Raw genomic sequence first — 15,941 nt, 5'->3', positions numbered from 1 at the left:
GTCAGGCCGCGGCGCTGGGCCGCGCTTGCATCCGCGCGTGATGCGCGGTGATGTTCCGCAATCCGGGGTTGAGCGGCTGTCCGACCCCTTTGGCGAAATCGAGGAAGGCGAAGAGCAGGATATCCGCCAGGGTCAGCCGCTCGCCGCAGATGTAGCTGCGGCCCGCGATCTGCCCGTCCAGCCAGGCGAGCCGTTCCTGCGCGGTGGCCTTCAGGTCCCCGGCCGCCTGCGGGATGCAGCGGATGCGGTTCTGGAACAGCTTCAGCCCCTCGGCAAAGCGGAAGCCGCTGGTCATGGGCTCGGCGATGTTGAGGTCGATGCGGCGGGTCCACATGCGCGTCTCGGCCCGCTCCTGCGGCGTGCCGCCGATCAAGGAGGGGCCGGGCGTGGTCTCGTCCAGGTATTCGCAGATGGCGGTGATCTCGGAGAGCACCGTGCCGTCATCCATCTCCAGGCAGGGCATCTGCCCCATCGGGTTCTTCGCCATATAGGCCGGCTGCCGGTTCTCGCCGCCACGCAGATCCACCTCGGCCCGGGGCACCTCGATGCCGCGCTCCGCCATGAACATCCGCACGACCCGCGGGTTGGGACCGACCGAGTTGTAGAATTTCACGCGTTTTCCTCCCCTGGAACGCACCCCAGCCATACCGCCCGCGCCTGCACCTCGATCTGCGCCACGCGCTGCGCCACCTCCTCCATGGTGATGGAGCTCACGGGATGCGCGATCACCACCGGCACCAGCCCGGTCATGCCGAGCGCGGTGCGGGTCAGTTGCGTCTCCCGCTCGAATTCCGTGGTGATGATGCAGGCGGCGGGGATGCCGAGCCGCTCCAGCGCGATCGAATCCCGGACGCAGCAGGAACAGCAGGAGCCGCAGTCGCCGATGGCGGTCAGCACGATTTCGTTCTCCGCCGCGATCCGCGCGATCAGCTCCGGCGCGGCATCCTTGGAGAAGCTGTGCTTCACGTAGTAGTTCACCGCGCCGAAGCGGGTGCCGCGCTCCAGCGCCGCGGCGCTGCCCCGCAGCAGCTTGTTGGCGTTCCACTTGCTGTTGTCGAGGATGCCGAGCCGCAACCCCTCCAGCGCGGCCACCCGCGGCGCGATCGGGGTATCCGCGCTTTCCACCGTGCCGCGCGGGTCGAAGAGGAATCCGCGGCTGCTGTCCACTTTCATGAGCATGGGCTTGTCCTCCCGTTCAGATGGCGCAGACGCCGCCGGCGCATTCCGGCCCCTGGGCCTCGACCCCGGCATCGACCGGCCGCAGCACCGGCGTGTTCATGTGCCCCCAGCCCGGGATGAAGGCGGAGAAGCGCCCGGCATCGCCGCCTATGACAAACAGGTGGATATTGTCCGGGCTCGGCACGATCGGGATGCGGCTGTCCGGGTTCCGCTTGTACCATTTCGGCAGGTTGCGGTTGTAGACTTGGCCATAGCGGTGGCCGCGGCTGATCGCGTCGAAGCGGTTACCGCTATGCATCCAGAGGTAGTGGCGGATATCGCTGCGGGTCCAGCCATGCTGCGCGATGGTCCGCGCATGCTCCAGCCCGAGCACCACCATGCAATGGCCCGACAGCACGGCGCTGTTCGAGGCGATGGTGCTCATCGCCGAGCACATGGTGTCCAGGATGCCTTCCGGGTCGTTGCACTGGTGGTCGGTGACGCTGTGCGGCGCCTCGGCGGCGATCGCGAGGACGGTGCTGTCCTCCGCGCGGTAGCCATGCTCGACATGATAGGGCGCGAAGGGGCTCTGCGCCTCGTTCTCGCACACCGCATAGGTGTATTTCGCCGGATTGCCGAGCGTGCATTTGTCGAGATCGGGCGGGAAGGCGCCGCCGACATTCAGCAGGATCAGCCGGATGGCGCGGCCGATGGTGGCATTGGCGCGGTTGCCGGGGCCGAAGGCGTTCGGCCCGCCATTCATGCCGATCTCCCGCGCGATGGGACCGTTCACGATGACCAGCGGCGCCGCCATATGCGTGGTGGCCTGCACGCCGTTCAGGTTGAAGGCCTGGTCGGTCAGCGCCAGCATCGCCGCGCGCACCACCGGCGCATAGGCGGGCTTGCAGCCGGCCATGACCATGTTGATGGCCATCACCTCCCGCGTCAGCAGGCCCCAGCGCGGCGCCACCTTGCATTCGACGAAGCCCGGCTCGCCGCCCAGCGCCTCCACCACGGCCTGGATCTTCTCCGGCGTCGGCGGCACCACGGGCAGGCCATCGGTCCAGCCGCGCTCGAAATAGGCTTCGACGAGATCGGTCTCGTCCCCGACGGGGATCGCGCCCCGGCTGATGGCCTCGGTAATGGACATGCGTTCCTCCAGCCTCTCGGTCGGCAGGATCGGCCGGGCGGGCTTCCATGCCAAGCAAAAGCCATTGCCGAAGATTATTCCATATCCTGCATCAGTCCCGCCCTTCCGGCCAGGCCTGCCGAAGCATGGCCAGGAACCCCGCCGCCGCCGGCGCCAGGGCGCGTTCCGCCAGGGTGACGATGCCGAGATCGCGGACCAGGACCGGGCGGACCAGCGGCCGCACCTCGACCCCCTCCGCGCTGAAACCGGCGATCGCGCCGGCCGGTACCAGGGCCATCCCCACCCCGGCCCGGACGAAACCCATCATGGTGGCGAATTGCGTGACAGTGACCGCGGGCCGCAGGGTGAGCCCGGCCGCGGCGGCGGCGCCGTCCACGATGCGCCGGGTCCGCGCCTCCGGCGGGAAGGAGACCAGCGCCTCCCCTTCCAGATCGGCCAGCGCGATCTCCGCCTGTGCCGCCAGGCGGTGGCCGCGCGGCAGGACGAGCCGGAACACCTCCTTGCCGAGCGGGATGGCGGCGATCCCCTCCGGCAGATCGCCCAGATAGGTGATGCCGAGATCGGCGGCGCCGCTGCGGACATCCTCCAGCACCGCGCCATGCACGCCCTCCCGCAGATGCAGTTCCACGCCCGGGCGAGCGGCGCGCCAGGCGGCGACCAGAGCGGGCAGCAATCCATTCGCCACGGACATGATGCAGGAGAGGATGACCTGGCCGCGCTGCTCCTCCGCCAGGTCACGCATGCTCCGGGCGGTGATGCGCAGGTCGTTCAGCACGCGCTCGGCCACCGCCACGAATTCGCGCCCCGCCGCGGTCAGCCGCACCCGGCGCGTCGTCCGCTCGAACAAAGCCACGCCCAGCACATCCTCCACCCGCTGGATGCTGCGCGTGAGCGCCGGCTGGGACAGCTTCAGCACCGCCGCCGCGGCGACGAAGCTGCCCTGCCCGGCCACTTCCAGCACGGCGATGAGCTGCCGCGCGCTGAGATCGGGGATGCTCGCGGGCGGCATGGCCGGGACCCGTCCCGGCTACTCCACCCGGATCCCGGCCGCCTGCACGATCGGCCGGTATTGCGCGATCTCCTGCTCGACGAATTGGCGCAGCCCCTCCGGGCTGCTGCCGCGCGGCACGAAGCCCAGCGTCTCCAGCCGCTGCCGGAACTGCGCGGAGGCGGTGACCACGCCGACGCGCCGCGAAAGCTCGGCCACGATGGCCGGCTCCATGCCCTTCGGTCCCCAGAGCCCGTACCAGGAGACCATCTCCAGCGGCTCCATGCCACTTTCCGCCACCGTCGGGACCTCCGGCGCCAGGGAGGAGCGGGCACGCGTCGTCACCGCCAGCGCCTTGGCGCGGCCGCCGCGCACCAGCGGCAGGGAGGACAGCATCGGGTCGGCCAGCAGATGGATATTGCCCGCGGCGAGATCCGCCAGCGCCGGCCCGCCGCCGCGATAGGCCACCACCTCATTCGTCACCCCCGCCCGCAGCTTCAGCAACTCGATGCAGAGATGCCCGGCCGAGCCATAGCCGGTGGTCGCCAGGTTGAAGCGGGTGGGCTCGGCGCGCACCAGGTCGAAGAATTCGCGCAGCGTATTCGCCGGCACCGCGGGATGCGTGGTGATCAGCAGCGGCCCGTCCGCCACCAGCGAGACATGGGTGAAATCCTGCACCACATCGAACCCGACATTGCGGTTTATCAACGGCACCACGACATGGATCGAGGCGTTCAGCAGCAGGGTCGTGCCATCCGGCCGCGCCCGCAGCACGCTCGCCGCGCCCACGGCGCCGCCGGCGCCGCCCGCCCGGTTCTCCACCAGGAAGGTGCCGCCGGTCTGCTCGCCCAATTCCTGCGCCAGGATGCGGGCCACGCCATCCACCGAGCCGCCCGGCGGGAAGGGCACCACCAGGGTCACCGGCCGGTCGGCCAGGGGCTGGGCATGCAGCGCGCCGGGCAGAGCGGCGCCGAAGGCGCCAAGCATCAGGCGGCGGGGAAGCGGCATCGGGGTTCTCCGGCAGGAATCGCGGCCGAAGTCTAGCCTGCACCAGGCAGGCCCCGCAGCATCCCGCGGGGGCTGTCAGGCGATGCGGCGGCAGGATAGCATCGCGGCACCCAGGGGGGAGAATCCGGGATGATCCATGAACTCCGCATCTACCACTGCGTCTCCGGCCGACTGCCGGCGCTGCTGAAGCGCTTCGAGACCATCACCCTGCAAATCTGGGAGCGCCACGGCATCCGCCAGGCCGGGTTCTGGACAGTGGCGATCGGCGAGTCCAACCAGGCCCTCTATTACCTGCTGGAATGGGACTCCCTGGCCGATCGCGAGCGGAAATGGAACGCCTTCCAGGCCGACCCCGAATGGATCGCCAAGCGCGCCGAGACCGAGAAGGACGGCGCCATCGTCGCCTCGGTGAACAACCAGATCCTGCAGCCCACCGCCTTCTCCTCGGTGCGCTGAGCCAGGCGCCATGGCCGGCATCCCGACCTTCGCCACGCCGCCCGGCTTCCTTGGCGCCATCAGGCAGGATCGCGGTGCCGATTTCACGGTGGCCGGCATCCCGCTCGATATCGGCACCACCAACCGGGCCGGCACGCGCGACGGGCCGGCGGCGATCCGCCGCGCCAGCCGCATGCTGGTGGATGGCGCGCATCCCGCGCATTGGGTGGAGCCCGCCACCATGCCGCTGGCCGATACGGGGGATTTCGCCATCGCGCTGGGCGATATCCCGGCCAGCCTGGCGCTGATCGAGCAGCAGGCGGCGGAGCACGCGCATCTGGTGGCGCTGGGTGGCGAGCACGGCATTACCCTGCCGCTGCTGCGGGCGCTGGCGAAGCGGCTCGGCCGCCCGCTCGGCCTGCTGCACCTGGATGCGCATCTCGATACCTGGCCGATCAATTCGGCCAGCGCTATGCCCATGGCTCGGTCTTCTTCCACGCCATCGAGGAGGGGCTGGTGGAGCCCGGGCGGATGATCCAGCTCGGCATCCGCTCGCCGGTGGACCGCGGGACCTGGGACTGGACGGTGGCAAAGGGCATCACCATCGTCACCGCGCAGCAGGCGCATGAGAGCACCCCCGCCGCCCTGGCCGCCGAGGTGCGGCGGGTGCTGGGTGAGGGCCCGGCCTACCTCTCCTTCGATATCGACGCGCTGGACCCCGCCTTCGCCCCCGGCACCGGCACGCCGGAGGTGGGCGGCCTCGCCACCTGGCAGGCGCAGGGGCTGCTGCGGCGGCTTGGCGGCATCCATTTCACCGGCATGGACGTGGTGGAAGTGGCGCCGGCGCATGACGTGGCGGAGATCACTGCGCTCGCCGCCGCGACCATGGCCTGGGAGTACCTGGCGCTTCTCGGTTCCGAAACGGCCGAGGCCGGCGGGTAGGAAACCGGCCATTTTCCCGCCGCACCCGGGGATGGCCGTTACCATGCCGGGGACTGGCACCGACCTCTGAAAATTTCACTGGAATTCGGCACCGACAATCCCTATTTCACCTGTCGCATCCCCATATGGGGGTTGCTGACGCCATCGCACGTGCCGCGAGCCCGCCCGGGACTGTCATCGGGGGGGGCACAGCAACGACGGGACGCGTCCTTTTCGTCCATGCCGGCCACAGGGTCATCCCCTGGGGCCGGGGCCGTGAGGGATTGCCTATGTTGCTCAACCGGTTCGCCGCGATGCGAATCCCGCACCGCATCCTCTGAGGGGTTTCCGGCGCCCAAGGCCCGGCCCCAACCACCCATTCGATGCCGCGCGCTGCCTTGCGCGCACTCGCCCAGCCGCGAGGATTCGCCCGTGACCCAGCTTCGTTCCCGTACCGCCGTCTCGCCACTCCGCCGCCGCTTCGATGCCGATCTGCGGGCCCTGCCCGTGGTCGATGACCTGGTCGCCGTGGAGCGGCCGGAGGAGCCGATGCATTGCCTGCGCCCGGCCGCCATCGCCGCAGCGGCGCGCGATTTCGTCACGGGTTTCCCGGGCGACGTGCTCTATGCCGTGAAGTGCAACCCGGAACCCGCCGTGCTGCGCGCGGTCTGGGCCGGTGGCGTGCGCCATTTCGACTGCGCCTCGGCTGCCGAGGTGGCGCTGGTCCGCAGCCTCTTCCCGGAGGCGGCGATCCACTTCATGCACCCCGTGAAGTCCCGCGGCGCCATCCGCGAGGCGTGGCAGCGCCATGGCGTGCAGGATTTCGTCCTCGACAGCGCCGATGAGCTGGCGAAGATCCTGGCCGAGACCGGCGCCGGCGCGGCGGAGGGGCTCGGCCTGGTGGTGCGCCTGGCGCTGCCGAAGGGCGAGGCGGTCTATGACCTCTCCGGCAAATTCGGCGCGGCGCCGGAGGATGCGGCCGCCCTGCTGCGCGCGGCCCGGCCGCATGCGGCGCGGCTCGGCCTCAGCTTCCATGTCGGCTCGCAATGCCTGGATCCGCTCGCCTGGCGGCGGGCGCTGGCGCTGGTTGGCGAGGTGATCCGGGCCGCCGGCGTGGCGGTGGAGATCGTCGATGTCGGCGGCGGCTTCCCGGTGGCCTATCCGGAGGTCGAGCCGCCGGCGCTCGGCGCCTTCTTCGCCGAGATCGAGGCGGGATTCGAGGCGCTGGGCCTGCCGGAGGGCACCCGCCTTTGGGCGGAGCCCGGCCGGGCGCTGGTGGCCGGCGGCGGCTCCGTGGTGGTGCAGGTGCAACTGCGCCGCGACGGGGCGCTCTACGTGAACGACGGCGTCTATGGTGCCCTCTCCGATGCGGGCGCGCCGGGCTTCAGCTTCCCGGTGCGGCTTATCCGGCCGGAGGGGCCGGCGCCCTCCGGCACGCTGCGCGGCTTCGAGCTGTTTGGCCCGACCTGCGACAGCGCCGACCGCATGAAGGGCCCCTTCCTGCTGCCGGAGGATGTGCGGGAAGGCGACTGGATCGAGATCGGCCAACTCGGTGCCTATGGCGCCTGCCTGCGCACCGGTTTCAACGGCTTCGACCGGGCCCGCCTGGTCGAGGTCCGCGATAGGCCGATGCTGGAGGCCGCGGCGCCGGCGGACCTCGCGCAGGCCGCCTGAACCCCTGCCCTGACCAGGCCGGATACCCGCCGGAGGCGCCCCTCCGGCGGGGCTGGCCCGGCTCTTTGCCTGGAGAGTGACCTGATGAAGCATGTCGGTTTTTCCGGCCGCCTGATGATGCTTGGCTGCGGCAGCATCGGCCAGGGCGTGCTGCCCCTGATCCTGCGCCATATCGACATGCCGCGGGAGCGCATCACCATCCTGACGGCCGATTCGCGCGGCCGCGATGTGGCCGCGGAATATGGCATCCGCTTCATCGAGCAGCCGGTGACCCGGGACAACCTCGCCGATCTGCTGACGCCGCTGCTCGGCCGCGGCGATTTCCTGCTGAACCTCTCGGTGGACGTGTCCTCCGTCGCGTTGATCCGGCTCTGCCGCGACCTCGGCGCGCTCTATCTCGATACCTGCATCGAGCCCTGGGCCGGCGGCTATACCGACCCCTCGCTGACGCCCTCGCAGCGCTCCAACTACGCGCTGCGCGAGAGCGCGCTGGCGGTGGCCCGGGAGAATCCCGGCCGCGGCCCGACCGCGGTGCTGACGCATGGCGCCAATCCCGGCCTGGTCTCGCATCTGGTGAAGGAGGCACTGCTCAACATCGCCCGAGACACGGGCGCGGCGGGCGCCGTGCCGGCGGACCGCGCCGGCTGGGCGGCGCTGGCGCAGCGGCTCGGCGTGAAGGTGATCCATATCGCCGAGCGCGACACCCAGGTGGCGGACCGGCCGAAGCAGGTGGGCGAATTCGTCAATACCTGGTCGATCGACGGCTTCGTGGGCGAGGGCTGCCAGCCCTCCGAGCTCGGCTGGGGCACGCATGAGAAGACGCTGCCGCCGGACGGCCACCGCCATGAATTCGGCAGCGGCGCGGCGATCTACCTGCTGCGCCCCGGCGCCGGCACCCGGGTGCGGAGCTGGACGCCGTTGCAGGGGCCGATGCACGGCTTCCTGGTGACGCACAGCGAATCGATCTCCATCGCCGACTACTACACGGTGCGGGAGGGCGAGGCGCTGCGCTACCGCCCGACGGTGCATTACGCCTACCACCCCTGCGACGACGCGGTGCTGTCGCTGCACGAGATCGCCGGCAGGAACTGGCAGATGCAGCCGAGCCAGCGCCTGATGATGCAGGAGATCACCGCCGGCCGGGACGAGCTTGGCGTGCTGCTGATGGGTCATGCCAGGGGCGCCTATTGGTACGGCTCCCGCCTCACCATCGAGGAGGCCCGCCGCCTGGCGCCGCACAACAACGCCACCAGCCTCCAGGTGACGGCGGCGGTGCTGGCCGGGATGGTCTGGGCGATGGAGAACCCGGCGGCCGGCATCCTGGAGCCCGACCAGATCGACCATGCGCGCTGCATGGAGATCATGCGGCCCTATCTCGGCGAGATGGCGGGCGCCTATTCGGACTGGACGCCGCTGCAGGACCGCGGCTTCCCCTTCCCGGAGGCGCTCGATACCGAGGATCCCTGGCAGTTCCGCAACTTCCGCGTCACCTGAAACCGGGCGGGGCCGCGCCACACGCGGCCCCGCACCGTCCTCCACTGCCTACCCGTTCGGCCGCAGCACCTGGCGCAGGACGCTGCCCTCGGCCAGCCGGTCGAAGCCGGCATTGATGCCCTCCAGCGCGATGAAGCCGCTCTTCAGCCGCTCCACCGGCAGCTTGCCGCGCTTGTAGAGGCCGAGGAAGCGCGGGATGTCGCGTTCCGGCACGCAGCTTCCCATGTAGCTGCCGAGGATGCTCTTCTCGTCGGATACGAGCTGGGCGTGCTGGTAGGAGAATTCCGCGCCCGCCGCCGGCAGCCCGGCGCTCACCACGCTGCCGCCCCGCGCGGTGATGGCATAGGCGAGTTCCATCGCCCTGATGTTCCCCGCCGTCTCGATGACGGTATCGAGCCCGCCGCCGGTGGCCTCCCGCACCTCTGCGGCGCAATCCGCATCCGTCGCCAGGAAGGTATCGGTGGCGCCCCATTGCCGCGCGAGGCCGAGCTTCTCCGGATTGGCATCCACCGCCACGATCCGCTCCGCCCCGCCGGCCACGGCGGCAAACAGGGCATTCATGCCGACGCCGCCCAGCCCCACCACGGCGATGCTGTCGCCGGTTTGCATCCCCGCGGTGTTCAGCACCGCGCCGGCGCCGGTCATCACCGCGCAGCCGAAGATCGCGGCATCCTCCAGCGGCACCTCCGGGTCGATCCGCACCATCGCCCGCCGCGACACCACCGCGTATTGCGCAAACAGCGACAAGCCGCTGCCATGGTTGATGCGCTCGCCATTCAGCCGGCTGATGCGCTTGGCGCCCGACATCAGGGTGCCGGCATTGCGCGCCGCGAAGCCGCTCGGGCAGATATTCGGCCGGCCGCGCACGCAGTAGCGGCAATGCCCGCAGGAGGTGACAAACACGGTCACCACATGGTCGCCCGGCCTGAGGTCGTCCACGCCCTCGCCCAGTTCGCGCACGATGCCGGCGCCCTCATGGCCGATGACGATGGGCAGCGGCCGCGGCCGGATGCCCTCGATGGCCGAGAGGTCGGAATGACAGAGGCCGGCGGCGGCGATCTCCAGCAGCACCTCGCCAGGGCCGGGCGGGTCCAGTTCCACCTCCTCCACGACCAGCGGCAGGGAGCCGGCATAGGGGCGCGGGCGCCCCTGCTCGAACATGATCGCGGCCTTCATGCGCATGGGCGTCGCCCCTTGTTCCGGCAGGGTGATTCAGGCCATCGCGCTCCGGTCATCGGACGCCCTAATCGATCCGGATATTGGCGGCGCGCGCCACCTCGATGTTCACGGCGATCTCGCGCGGGATGCGGGCGCGGAACTCGGCGGGCCCCTCGCCCTCGATCACGCCGCCCTGCTCCTCGATGCGGTTCACGAGGTCCGGGCGGTGCAGCAGGTCCTGCACGTCCTTCGCGATGCGCTCGACCATCGCCGTGGGCAGCCCGGCCGGGCCGATGAAGCTGTACCAGGGTGACGTGTCGCGGATCGGGAAGCCCGCCTCCGCCATGGTCGGCACGCCCGGCAGGGCCTTCGCCGTCCGCGGCGCCGCGATGGCCAGCGGGCGCAGCAGGCCCTCCCGCGCCAGCCCGATCGCGCCCGAAAGCGTGCTGAAGGTGATGGGCACGCGGCCGCCGACCACGTCCTGCAGCGCCGGCGAGGCCCCGCGATAGGGCACATGCGTCAGCTCGACCCCCGCCGCGCGCATGAACATCTCGGTGGCGAAGTGGCCGGAGGTGGCGATGCCGGAGGTTGCGGCGGCCATGCCGGGGTTCCGCTTCGCGGCCTCCACCACATCCTTCACGTTGCGGAAGGGCTGGTTGCGGCCGGTGAACAGCACGGTCGGCGAGGAATAGACGATGACGATCGGCGTGAAGTCGCGCTCCACGTCATAGGGCAGGCGGGCGAAGACCGCCGGGTTGGTCGTGATGTTGCTGGTGCAGAGCAGCAGCGTGTAGCCATCCGGCGCCGCCTTGGCGACCGCCTCGGCCGCGATGTTCTGGCTGGCGCCGGGCCGGTTCTCGATGACGATGGGCTGGCCCCAGAGCTGCTGCAACGGATCCTGGAGGACGCGCGCGGCGAAGTCGGTCGGCCCGCCGGCGGGGAAGCCGACGATCAGGCGGACCGGCCGGTCGGGCCAGCCTCCCTGGGCGCGGGCGACGGATGCGGCGAAGGGGGCGGCCGCGAGGGCCAGGACGGCACGGCGGTTCGGCATGGCATCTCTCCCTTTGCCTCGTCTTCGCATCGCGCGGCCTGGCGGCCGCGCCGCATCGCGGGCTGGTCCCGATGGCGAACGATCCGCTCCGGCGTGGGTCGCGTCAAGCGAGGCCCTGCCTGCCCGGCAACCCTGGCCGGCATTTCGCCGGTGTCCCGCGCGTCGTGGGGCAGGCGGCCCCTCCGCTCCGATGCGACGCGGCTCGCGGTAGTCCATCGGGCGCCCGAGGCCGATCTGCTTGGCGGCCGCGGTCGGCGACAGGCCGGCGGCCACGGGCTTCAGCGCCGCCTCCGCCCTGTCCCGGTCGAGCGGCTGGCGACCGGGGTGCTTGCCGCGAGCGCGGGGTACGGCCTGCGCCTTCGGCGTTCAGGCCCTGGCGAAGCGCCGGGTCAGGGCGAAGCCGTCGCGCAGGCTCAGGCCCATCAGCGTGAGGTTCACGGCGCCCGCCAGCAGCTCGATCCCCTGCACGAGGACGAAGGCGCCCCCGAAGTCGCCCGCCGCGGCGCGGGCCTGGAGGAAGACCGCGCAGGGCACCAGCACGAGCAGGCCGTTGAGCGCGATGAAGGGCATCCGGCGGCGCTTGGCCACGATGCGCGGGTGGGTGGAGCGCGCGCCCATGCGGAAGCCCGTCGCGCCGGTGATCGCCAGCGCGGGCACGAGGACGAGCAGCCCCCACAGGATCGCGGTCTTCACCGCGAGGATCGCGGCGGGGCCGCCGAAGGTCTCCGCGGCGACGGTGGAGAGCCAGAAACTCGCGATCGTCGTCATGCCGACGACGCCCGCGATGGGGTGCAGGGTGCGGATCATGCCGCCTCCTCCTTTCGGGTCTGGGCCTGGTTCAGGTGCTCGCGGGCGGCGCGCAGGACCTCGGCGGTGCGCGCGGCGTCGTCGGTGCCCAGTGCCGCCGCCAGCGCGTCCGCAAGGGTGAGCCAGCGCCGGCACGCCTCGGCGAACAGCGCCTCGCCGCGCTCGGTGAACTGGACGAGCTTGGCACGGCGGTGGTGCGGGTTGGGGGCGAAGCGGAGGATCCCCTCGGCGGCGAGCTCGTCGGCGATCCGCTGCACCGACTGGCGCACGAGGCCCATGTTGCGGGCGATGCCGGCGACCGACAGCTCGCCGCAGGCCTCGGCCACGGCACCCATGACCTGCCAGCGAGCGCTCGTCAGGCCGAGAGGCGCGACGAGAGCGTCGCCGGCGGCGATGAGGGCGCCGTTGAGACGGAACACCTCGAGGGCGAGGCGGCTGGCGGGATGGGCGAAAGCGTCGGAGGTGATAATCATTATGACTGTATGTTGTCATAATGACTCTATGCTGTCAATATATGAGCCTGTCGAGGGTCAGGCGTCCAGCGTTCCCGGCCCGTTCGTGCTTCGCGTTGCCTGTGTGACAGTGGACGCTATGCCCTCAAGACGATCGAGGAGTTCCGGGAAGGCCGGCTCGGCGCCCGATCCGACGCCGAGAAACCGGCGGCCATTCCCTGGCCCTTCCCTGGGCCGCCGGCCCATGCTGACCTGCTGGCAAGGACAGGGAGGGACCGGCCAATGCACCCGGCACTACGCAGCCACCGGCCGCTCATCATGGGGCGGCGCGGCGCGGTCGCCAGCAACCATCCGGTCGCCACCCAGGCCGGGCTGGACGTGCTGCGGGAAGGCGGCAATGCGGTGGATGCCACCATTGCCACCAGCCTGGCGCTGGGCGTGGCGGAGCCGCACATGTCCGGCCTCGGCGGCGATGGCTTCTACCATCTGCACGGCGCCGCCACCGGCCTGGCGGTGACGGTCAATGCCACCGGCGCCGCCCCCCTCGCCGCCACGCCGGAACGCTACCGCGAGGGCATCCCGGTGCAGGGGCCGCTCAGCATCTCGACGCCGGGCCTGCTGGCCGGGCTGGCATCACTGCATGCCGGCTTCGGCAGCCTGCCCTGGGCCCGGCTCTGCGCCCCGGCCATCGAGGCGGCGCGGGACGGCGTCGCGGTGACCCATGCCTACCGGCATTTCGCCGGCGAGCAGCGCACCCGGCTGCTGCCCGATGCGGCGAGCCGCGCCCGCTTCCTCGGGCCGGAGGGCGCGCCGCCCGAACTCGGCAGCCTGCTGGTCCAGCCGGAACTGGCCGCCACCCTGGAGGAGATCGCCCGCGACGGGGCCGAGGGCTTCTACCGCGGCGGCCTGGCCCGGCGCCTGGCCGCCGGCATCGCTGCGGCGGGCGGGCTGCTGGCGGCGGCGGACCTGGCCGGCTGCGAGGCGGAGCGGCAATCGCCCCTGTCGATCCCCTGGCAGGGCTTCGAGGTGCGGCAGACGCCGCCCAATTCCACCGGCTTCACCTTCCTCCAGATGCTGCGCATCCTGGACCGCTTCGACCTTGCCGGGCTCGGCCGCGAGACGCCGGCGCTGATCCACCTGCTGGTCGAGGCCAAGAAGCGCGCCTTCCTGGACCGCGAGCGGCACGGGCGGGACCCGCGCGGCGGCGCCATCCCGCTCGACCTGCTGCTGTCGGAGGCGCATGCGGCGGAACTCGCCGCCGCCATCGACCCGGGGCGCGCCGCGCATCTGCCGGTGCGGCCCATGCCGGAGTCGGACACCACCTATTTCTGCGTGGTGGATGCGGCGGGCAATGCGGTCTCCGCCATCCAGTCGCTGAATTCCGGCTTCGGCAGCGGCGTGACGGCGGGCGATACCGGCATCCTGATGAACAACCGCATGGCCTATTGGCACCTGGAGGAGGGCCATGCGAACCGCCTCACGCCCGGCCGGCGGGTGCGGCACACCATGAACGCGCCGCTGGTCTTCCGCGATGGCCGGCTCTGGGCCGCCTTCGGCACGCCGGGGGCGGACAACCAGGTGCAGGTGAACCTGCAAATCCTGGTGGCCATGGCGGTCTTCGGCCTCGATCCGCAGCAGGCGGTGGAGGCGCCGCGCTGGACCAGCAGCCAGCCCGGCCAGGCCGCCAATTACCCGCATGGCGGCACCGATCTGCTGACCCTCGAAGCCGGGCTCGCCGAGGCCGCGCCGGGGCTGGAGGCGTTGGGCCATCGGGTGGCGGTGGTGCCGGCGCTGGAGGGGCCGTGCAGCGTGGCGGCGATCCGCCTGCTGGAGAACGGCATCCGCATGGCCGGCAGCGACCCGCGAAGGGATGGCTGGGCGGGGGCCTATTAGCCGGCCCTGCCGCTACCCCTGCAGCAGGAACGGGTTCCGCCGGCGCTCATGCCCGAGGGTGGAGCCCGGCCCATGCCCGCAGAGGAAGGCGATGTCGTCGCCGAGCGGCAGCAGCTTGCCATGGATCGCCGCCAGCAGCGCCGCAGGATCGCCATAGGGGAAATCCGTGCGGCCGATGGAGCCGCGGAACAGCACGTCCCCCACCAGCGCGATGCGCAGTTCCGTGCTCACGAAGACCACATGGCCCGGCGTATGCCCGGGGCAATGCAGCACCGCGAAGGCATGGCCAGCGATCTCGATGCTGTCGCCCTCCGCCAGCCACTGGTCGGGCGTGACGTTGCGCGCATCGGTCAGGCCGTATTTGGCGCCCTGCTGCGCCAGCCCCTCCAGCAGGAATTGGTCGCGGGCATCGGGGCCGATGATCGGCGGCGGCACCTCGCGGCCCTGGCCGAGGGCCTCGCGCAGCGCCGCGGCGCCGCCGGCATGGTCCATATGGCCATGCGTCAGCAGGATGCGCTCGACCTCGATCTTCAGCTCCGCGATGGCGGCCAGGATACGCTCCACATCGCCGCCCGGATCGACCACCACGCCCTTCCCGGTCGACTCCTCCCAGAGCAGCGCGCAATTCTGCTCGAAGGGCGTGACGGGGATGATGGCTGCCTTCAGGCCCATTGCTGCTTCCGTTCCTGCAAGCCCGCCCCGGCAGGGATGCGGGCCGATGGCCGAGGCCCGGGAGTGTCCCACGGCCGGGCATGGGCATCCAGGGGGGGCCCTGGACCGGATGCCGCATCTTCCGCACCCTGCCGGCATGGCCAGTCACCTCCGCGCCCGAACCGCCGGCCTTGCCGGCGGCGATGCCCTGCCGCCCCTGGCGGTCGGCACCATGCTGCTGCTCTGCGCTGCCTGGGGGTTCAACATGGTGGCGGTGAAGCTCGCCATCGCCGGCATCCCGCCGGTGCTGCAGGCGGGGCTGCGCTCCGTGGTCAGCATGGTGCTGCTGCTGGGCTGGTGCCGCTGGCAGGGCATCGGCTTCGGCGATTGGCGGCGGGACGGCACGCTGGCACCGGGCATCCTGGTGGGGCTGCTCTTCGGGCTGGAATTCCTGGTGCTCTATATCGGCATCGGCCTGACCACCGCCTCGCGCGCCGTGGTGTTCCTCTATGGCGCACCCTTCTTCGTGGCGCTCGGCGCGCATTACCTGCTGCCGGATGACCGGTTGACCCCGGCCAAGGCCAGCGGCCTGGCGGTCGCCTTCGGCGGGCTGATCCTCGCCTTCGCCGAGGGGCTGCGGCAGCCGGCGGGCGAGGGCGCGCTGCTCGGCGACGCGCTCTGCCTGCTGGGCGGGGCGCTCTGGGCCGCGACGACGGTGCTGGTGAAGGCTTCGCGGCTGCGCGGCGCCCCGCCGGTGCTGACCCTGCAATACCAGCTCGTCGTCTCGGCGCCGCTGCTGCTGCTGGCCTCGCCGCTGCTCGGGGAGGCCATGGCGGTCTCGCTGACCCCCGTGGTGACACTGGCCTTCCTCTATCAGGCGGTGGGCATCGCCTTCATCAGCTACACGGCCTGGTTCTGGCTGGTGTCGCGGCATTCGGCCTCGCGCCTCGCAGCCTTCAGCGTGCTGACGCCGATCTTCGGCGTGCTGGCCGGCGCGGCGCTGCTGGGGGACCGGCTGGGCGGGCTCTTCGCGCTGGCGGTGCTGCTGGTGGCGGCCGGGCTCTGGCTGGTGAACCGGCCGGGGCGGTAGCGCGGGGCGCC

17 protein-coding genes are annotated in these 15,941 nt (G+C 71.4%); 7 read left to right on the top strand and 10 right to left on the bottom strand.

Features of this window, described 5'->3' with window-relative positions; genetic code table 11:
• Position 1: 1 nt before the first annotated feature.
• From KSF81_RS04410 to KSF81_RS04390, 5 genes are all read right to left on the bottom strand, one after another.
• Positions 2-613 carry a glutathione S-transferase family protein gene (locus KSF81_RS04410; protein WP_217377945.1) on the bottom strand — a complete coding sequence of 204 codons (612 nt, stop codon included), beginning with the start codon at positions 611-613 and terminating at the stop codon, positions 2-4.
• Positions 610-1,179, bottom strand: a complete 570-nt coding sequence (locus KSF81_RS04405) for a UGSC family (seleno)protein (protein WP_217377944.1) — start codon at positions 1,177-1,179, stop codon at positions 610-612. The genes KSF81_RS04410 and KSF81_RS04405 overlap by 4 nt, the downstream gene beginning before the upstream one ends.
• 16 nt (positions 1,180-1,195) lie before the next feature.
• Positions 1,196-2,308: a hypothetical protein gene (locus KSF81_RS04400; RefSeq protein ID WP_217377943.1), complete on the bottom strand. Its 1,113-nt coding sequence runs from the start codon at positions 2,306-2,308 to the stop codon at positions 1,196-1,198.
• Positions 2,309-2,399: 91 nt separating this feature from the next.
• Positions 2,400-3,317 carry a LysR family transcriptional regulator gene (locus KSF81_RS04395; RefSeq protein WP_217377942.1) on the bottom strand — a complete coding sequence of 306 codons (918 nt, stop codon included), beginning with the start codon at positions 3,315-3,317 and terminating at the stop codon, positions 2,400-2,402.
• A gap of 18 nt (positions 3,318-3,335) precedes the next feature.
• On the bottom strand, positions 3,336-4,304 hold the full coding sequence (locus tag KSF81_RS04390; protein WP_217377941.1) for a tripartite tricarboxylate transporter substrate binding protein: 969 nt from the start codon (positions 4,302-4,304) through the stop codon (positions 3,336-3,338).
• A gap of 129 nt (positions 4,305-4,433) precedes the next feature.
• Between KSF81_RS04390 and KSF81_RS04385 the strand changes: the two genes are divergently transcribed.
• From KSF81_RS04385 to KSF81_RS04370, 5 genes are all read left to right on the top strand, one after another.
• On the top strand, positions 4,434-4,760 hold the full coding sequence (locus tag KSF81_RS04385) for an NIPSNAP family protein (RefSeq protein ID WP_217377940.1): 327 nt from the start codon (positions 4,434-4,436) through the stop codon (positions 4,758-4,760).
• 10 nt (positions 4,761-4,770) lie between these two features.
• Positions 4,771-5,274 carry an arginase family protein gene (locus KSF81_RS29070; RefSeq protein WP_254453361.1) on the top strand — a complete coding sequence of 168 codons (504 nt, stop codon included), beginning with the start codon at positions 4,771-4,773 and terminating at the stop codon, positions 5,272-5,274.
• On the top strand, positions 5,256-5,681 hold the full coding sequence (locus KSF81_RS29065) for an arginase family protein (protein ID WP_309139471.1): 426 nt from the start codon (positions 5,256-5,258) through the stop codon (positions 5,679-5,681). Before KSF81_RS29070 ends, KSF81_RS29065 begins: the two co-directional genes overlap by 19 nt.
• A gap of 411 nt (positions 5,682-6,092) precedes the next feature.
• Positions 6,093-7,334, top strand: coding sequence for a type III PLP-dependent enzyme (locus tag KSF81_RS04375; RefSeq protein WP_217377939.1), 1,242 nt, complete (start codon positions 6,093-6,095; stop codon positions 7,332-7,334).
• A gap of 84 nt (positions 7,335-7,418) precedes the next feature.
• A complete protein-coding gene (locus tag KSF81_RS04370) occupies positions 7,419-8,828 on the top strand; it encodes a homospermidine synthase (RefSeq protein ID WP_217377938.1) in 1,410 nt (469 codons plus the stop codon).
• Positions 8,829-8,876: 48 nt separating this feature from the next.
• On the opposite strand, the gene KSF81_RS04365 is transcribed toward KSF81_RS04370, so the two are convergent.
• The 4 genes from KSF81_RS04365 to KSF81_RS04350 all read right to left on the bottom strand — a co-directional run bounded on the left by KSF81_RS04365 (position 8,877) and on the right by KSF81_RS04350 (position 12,317).
• A complete protein-coding gene (locus KSF81_RS04365) occupies positions 8,877-10,010 on the bottom strand; it encodes a zinc-dependent alcohol dehydrogenase family protein (protein WP_217377937.1) in 1,134 nt (377 codons plus the stop codon).
• Between the two features lie 61 nt (positions 10,011-10,071).
• Entirely contained in the window at positions 10,072-11,037 is a 966-nt protein-coding gene (locus KSF81_RS04360; protein WP_217377936.1) for a tripartite tricarboxylate transporter substrate-binding protein, read from the bottom strand.
• A gap of 366 nt (positions 11,038-11,403) precedes the next feature.
• The gene (locus KSF81_RS04355) at positions 11,404-11,844 is read right to left on the bottom strand and encodes a hypothetical protein (protein ID WP_217377935.1); all 441 of its coding nucleotides are present in this window, start codon (positions 11,842-11,844) and stop codon (positions 11,404-11,406) included.
• Complete coding sequence (locus KSF81_RS04350; protein WP_217377934.1) at positions 11,841-12,317, bottom strand: MarR family winged helix-turn-helix transcriptional regulator; 477 nt, start codon at positions 12,315-12,317, stop codon at positions 11,841-11,843. Before KSF81_RS04350 ends, KSF81_RS04355 begins: the two co-directional genes overlap by 4 nt.
• A 261-nt stretch (positions 12,318-12,578) precedes the next feature.
• On the opposite strand from KSF81_RS04350, the gene ggt reads away from it, so the two are divergent.
• Positions 12,579-14,189 (top strand): gamma-glutamyltransferase, encoded by a 1,611-nt coding sequence (gene ggt / locus KSF81_RS04345; RefSeq protein WP_217377933.1) that lies wholly within the window; start codon positions 12,579-12,581, stop codon positions 14,187-14,189.
• 12 nt (positions 14,190-14,201) lie between these two features.
• Here the strand turns inward: ggt and KSF81_RS04340 are convergent, their stop codons facing one another.
• Positions 14,202-14,861, bottom strand: a complete 660-nt coding sequence (locus KSF81_RS04340) for an MBL fold metallo-hydrolase (protein ID WP_305801192.1) — start codon at positions 14,859-14,861, stop codon at positions 14,202-14,204.
• A 136-nt stretch (positions 14,862-14,997) separates the two neighbouring features.
• Here KSF81_RS04340 and KSF81_RS04335 point away from each other — a divergent pair, with 136 nt between their 5' ends.
• A complete protein-coding gene (locus KSF81_RS04335) occupies positions 14,998-15,930 on the top strand; it encodes a DMT family transporter (protein ID WP_217377932.1) in 933 nt (310 codons plus the stop codon).
• Positions 15,931-15,941 lie beyond the last annotated feature (11 nt).

It is taken from the genome of Siccirubricoccus sp. G192 (genome assembly GCF_019084075.1).
Taxonomy (GTDB): Bacteria; Pseudomonadota; Alphaproteobacteria; order Acetobacterales; family Acetobacteraceae; genus G192.
The sequence above is the reverse complement of the archived record's forward strand: the minus strand, read 5'-3'. Positions and strand labels throughout refer to the sequence as shown.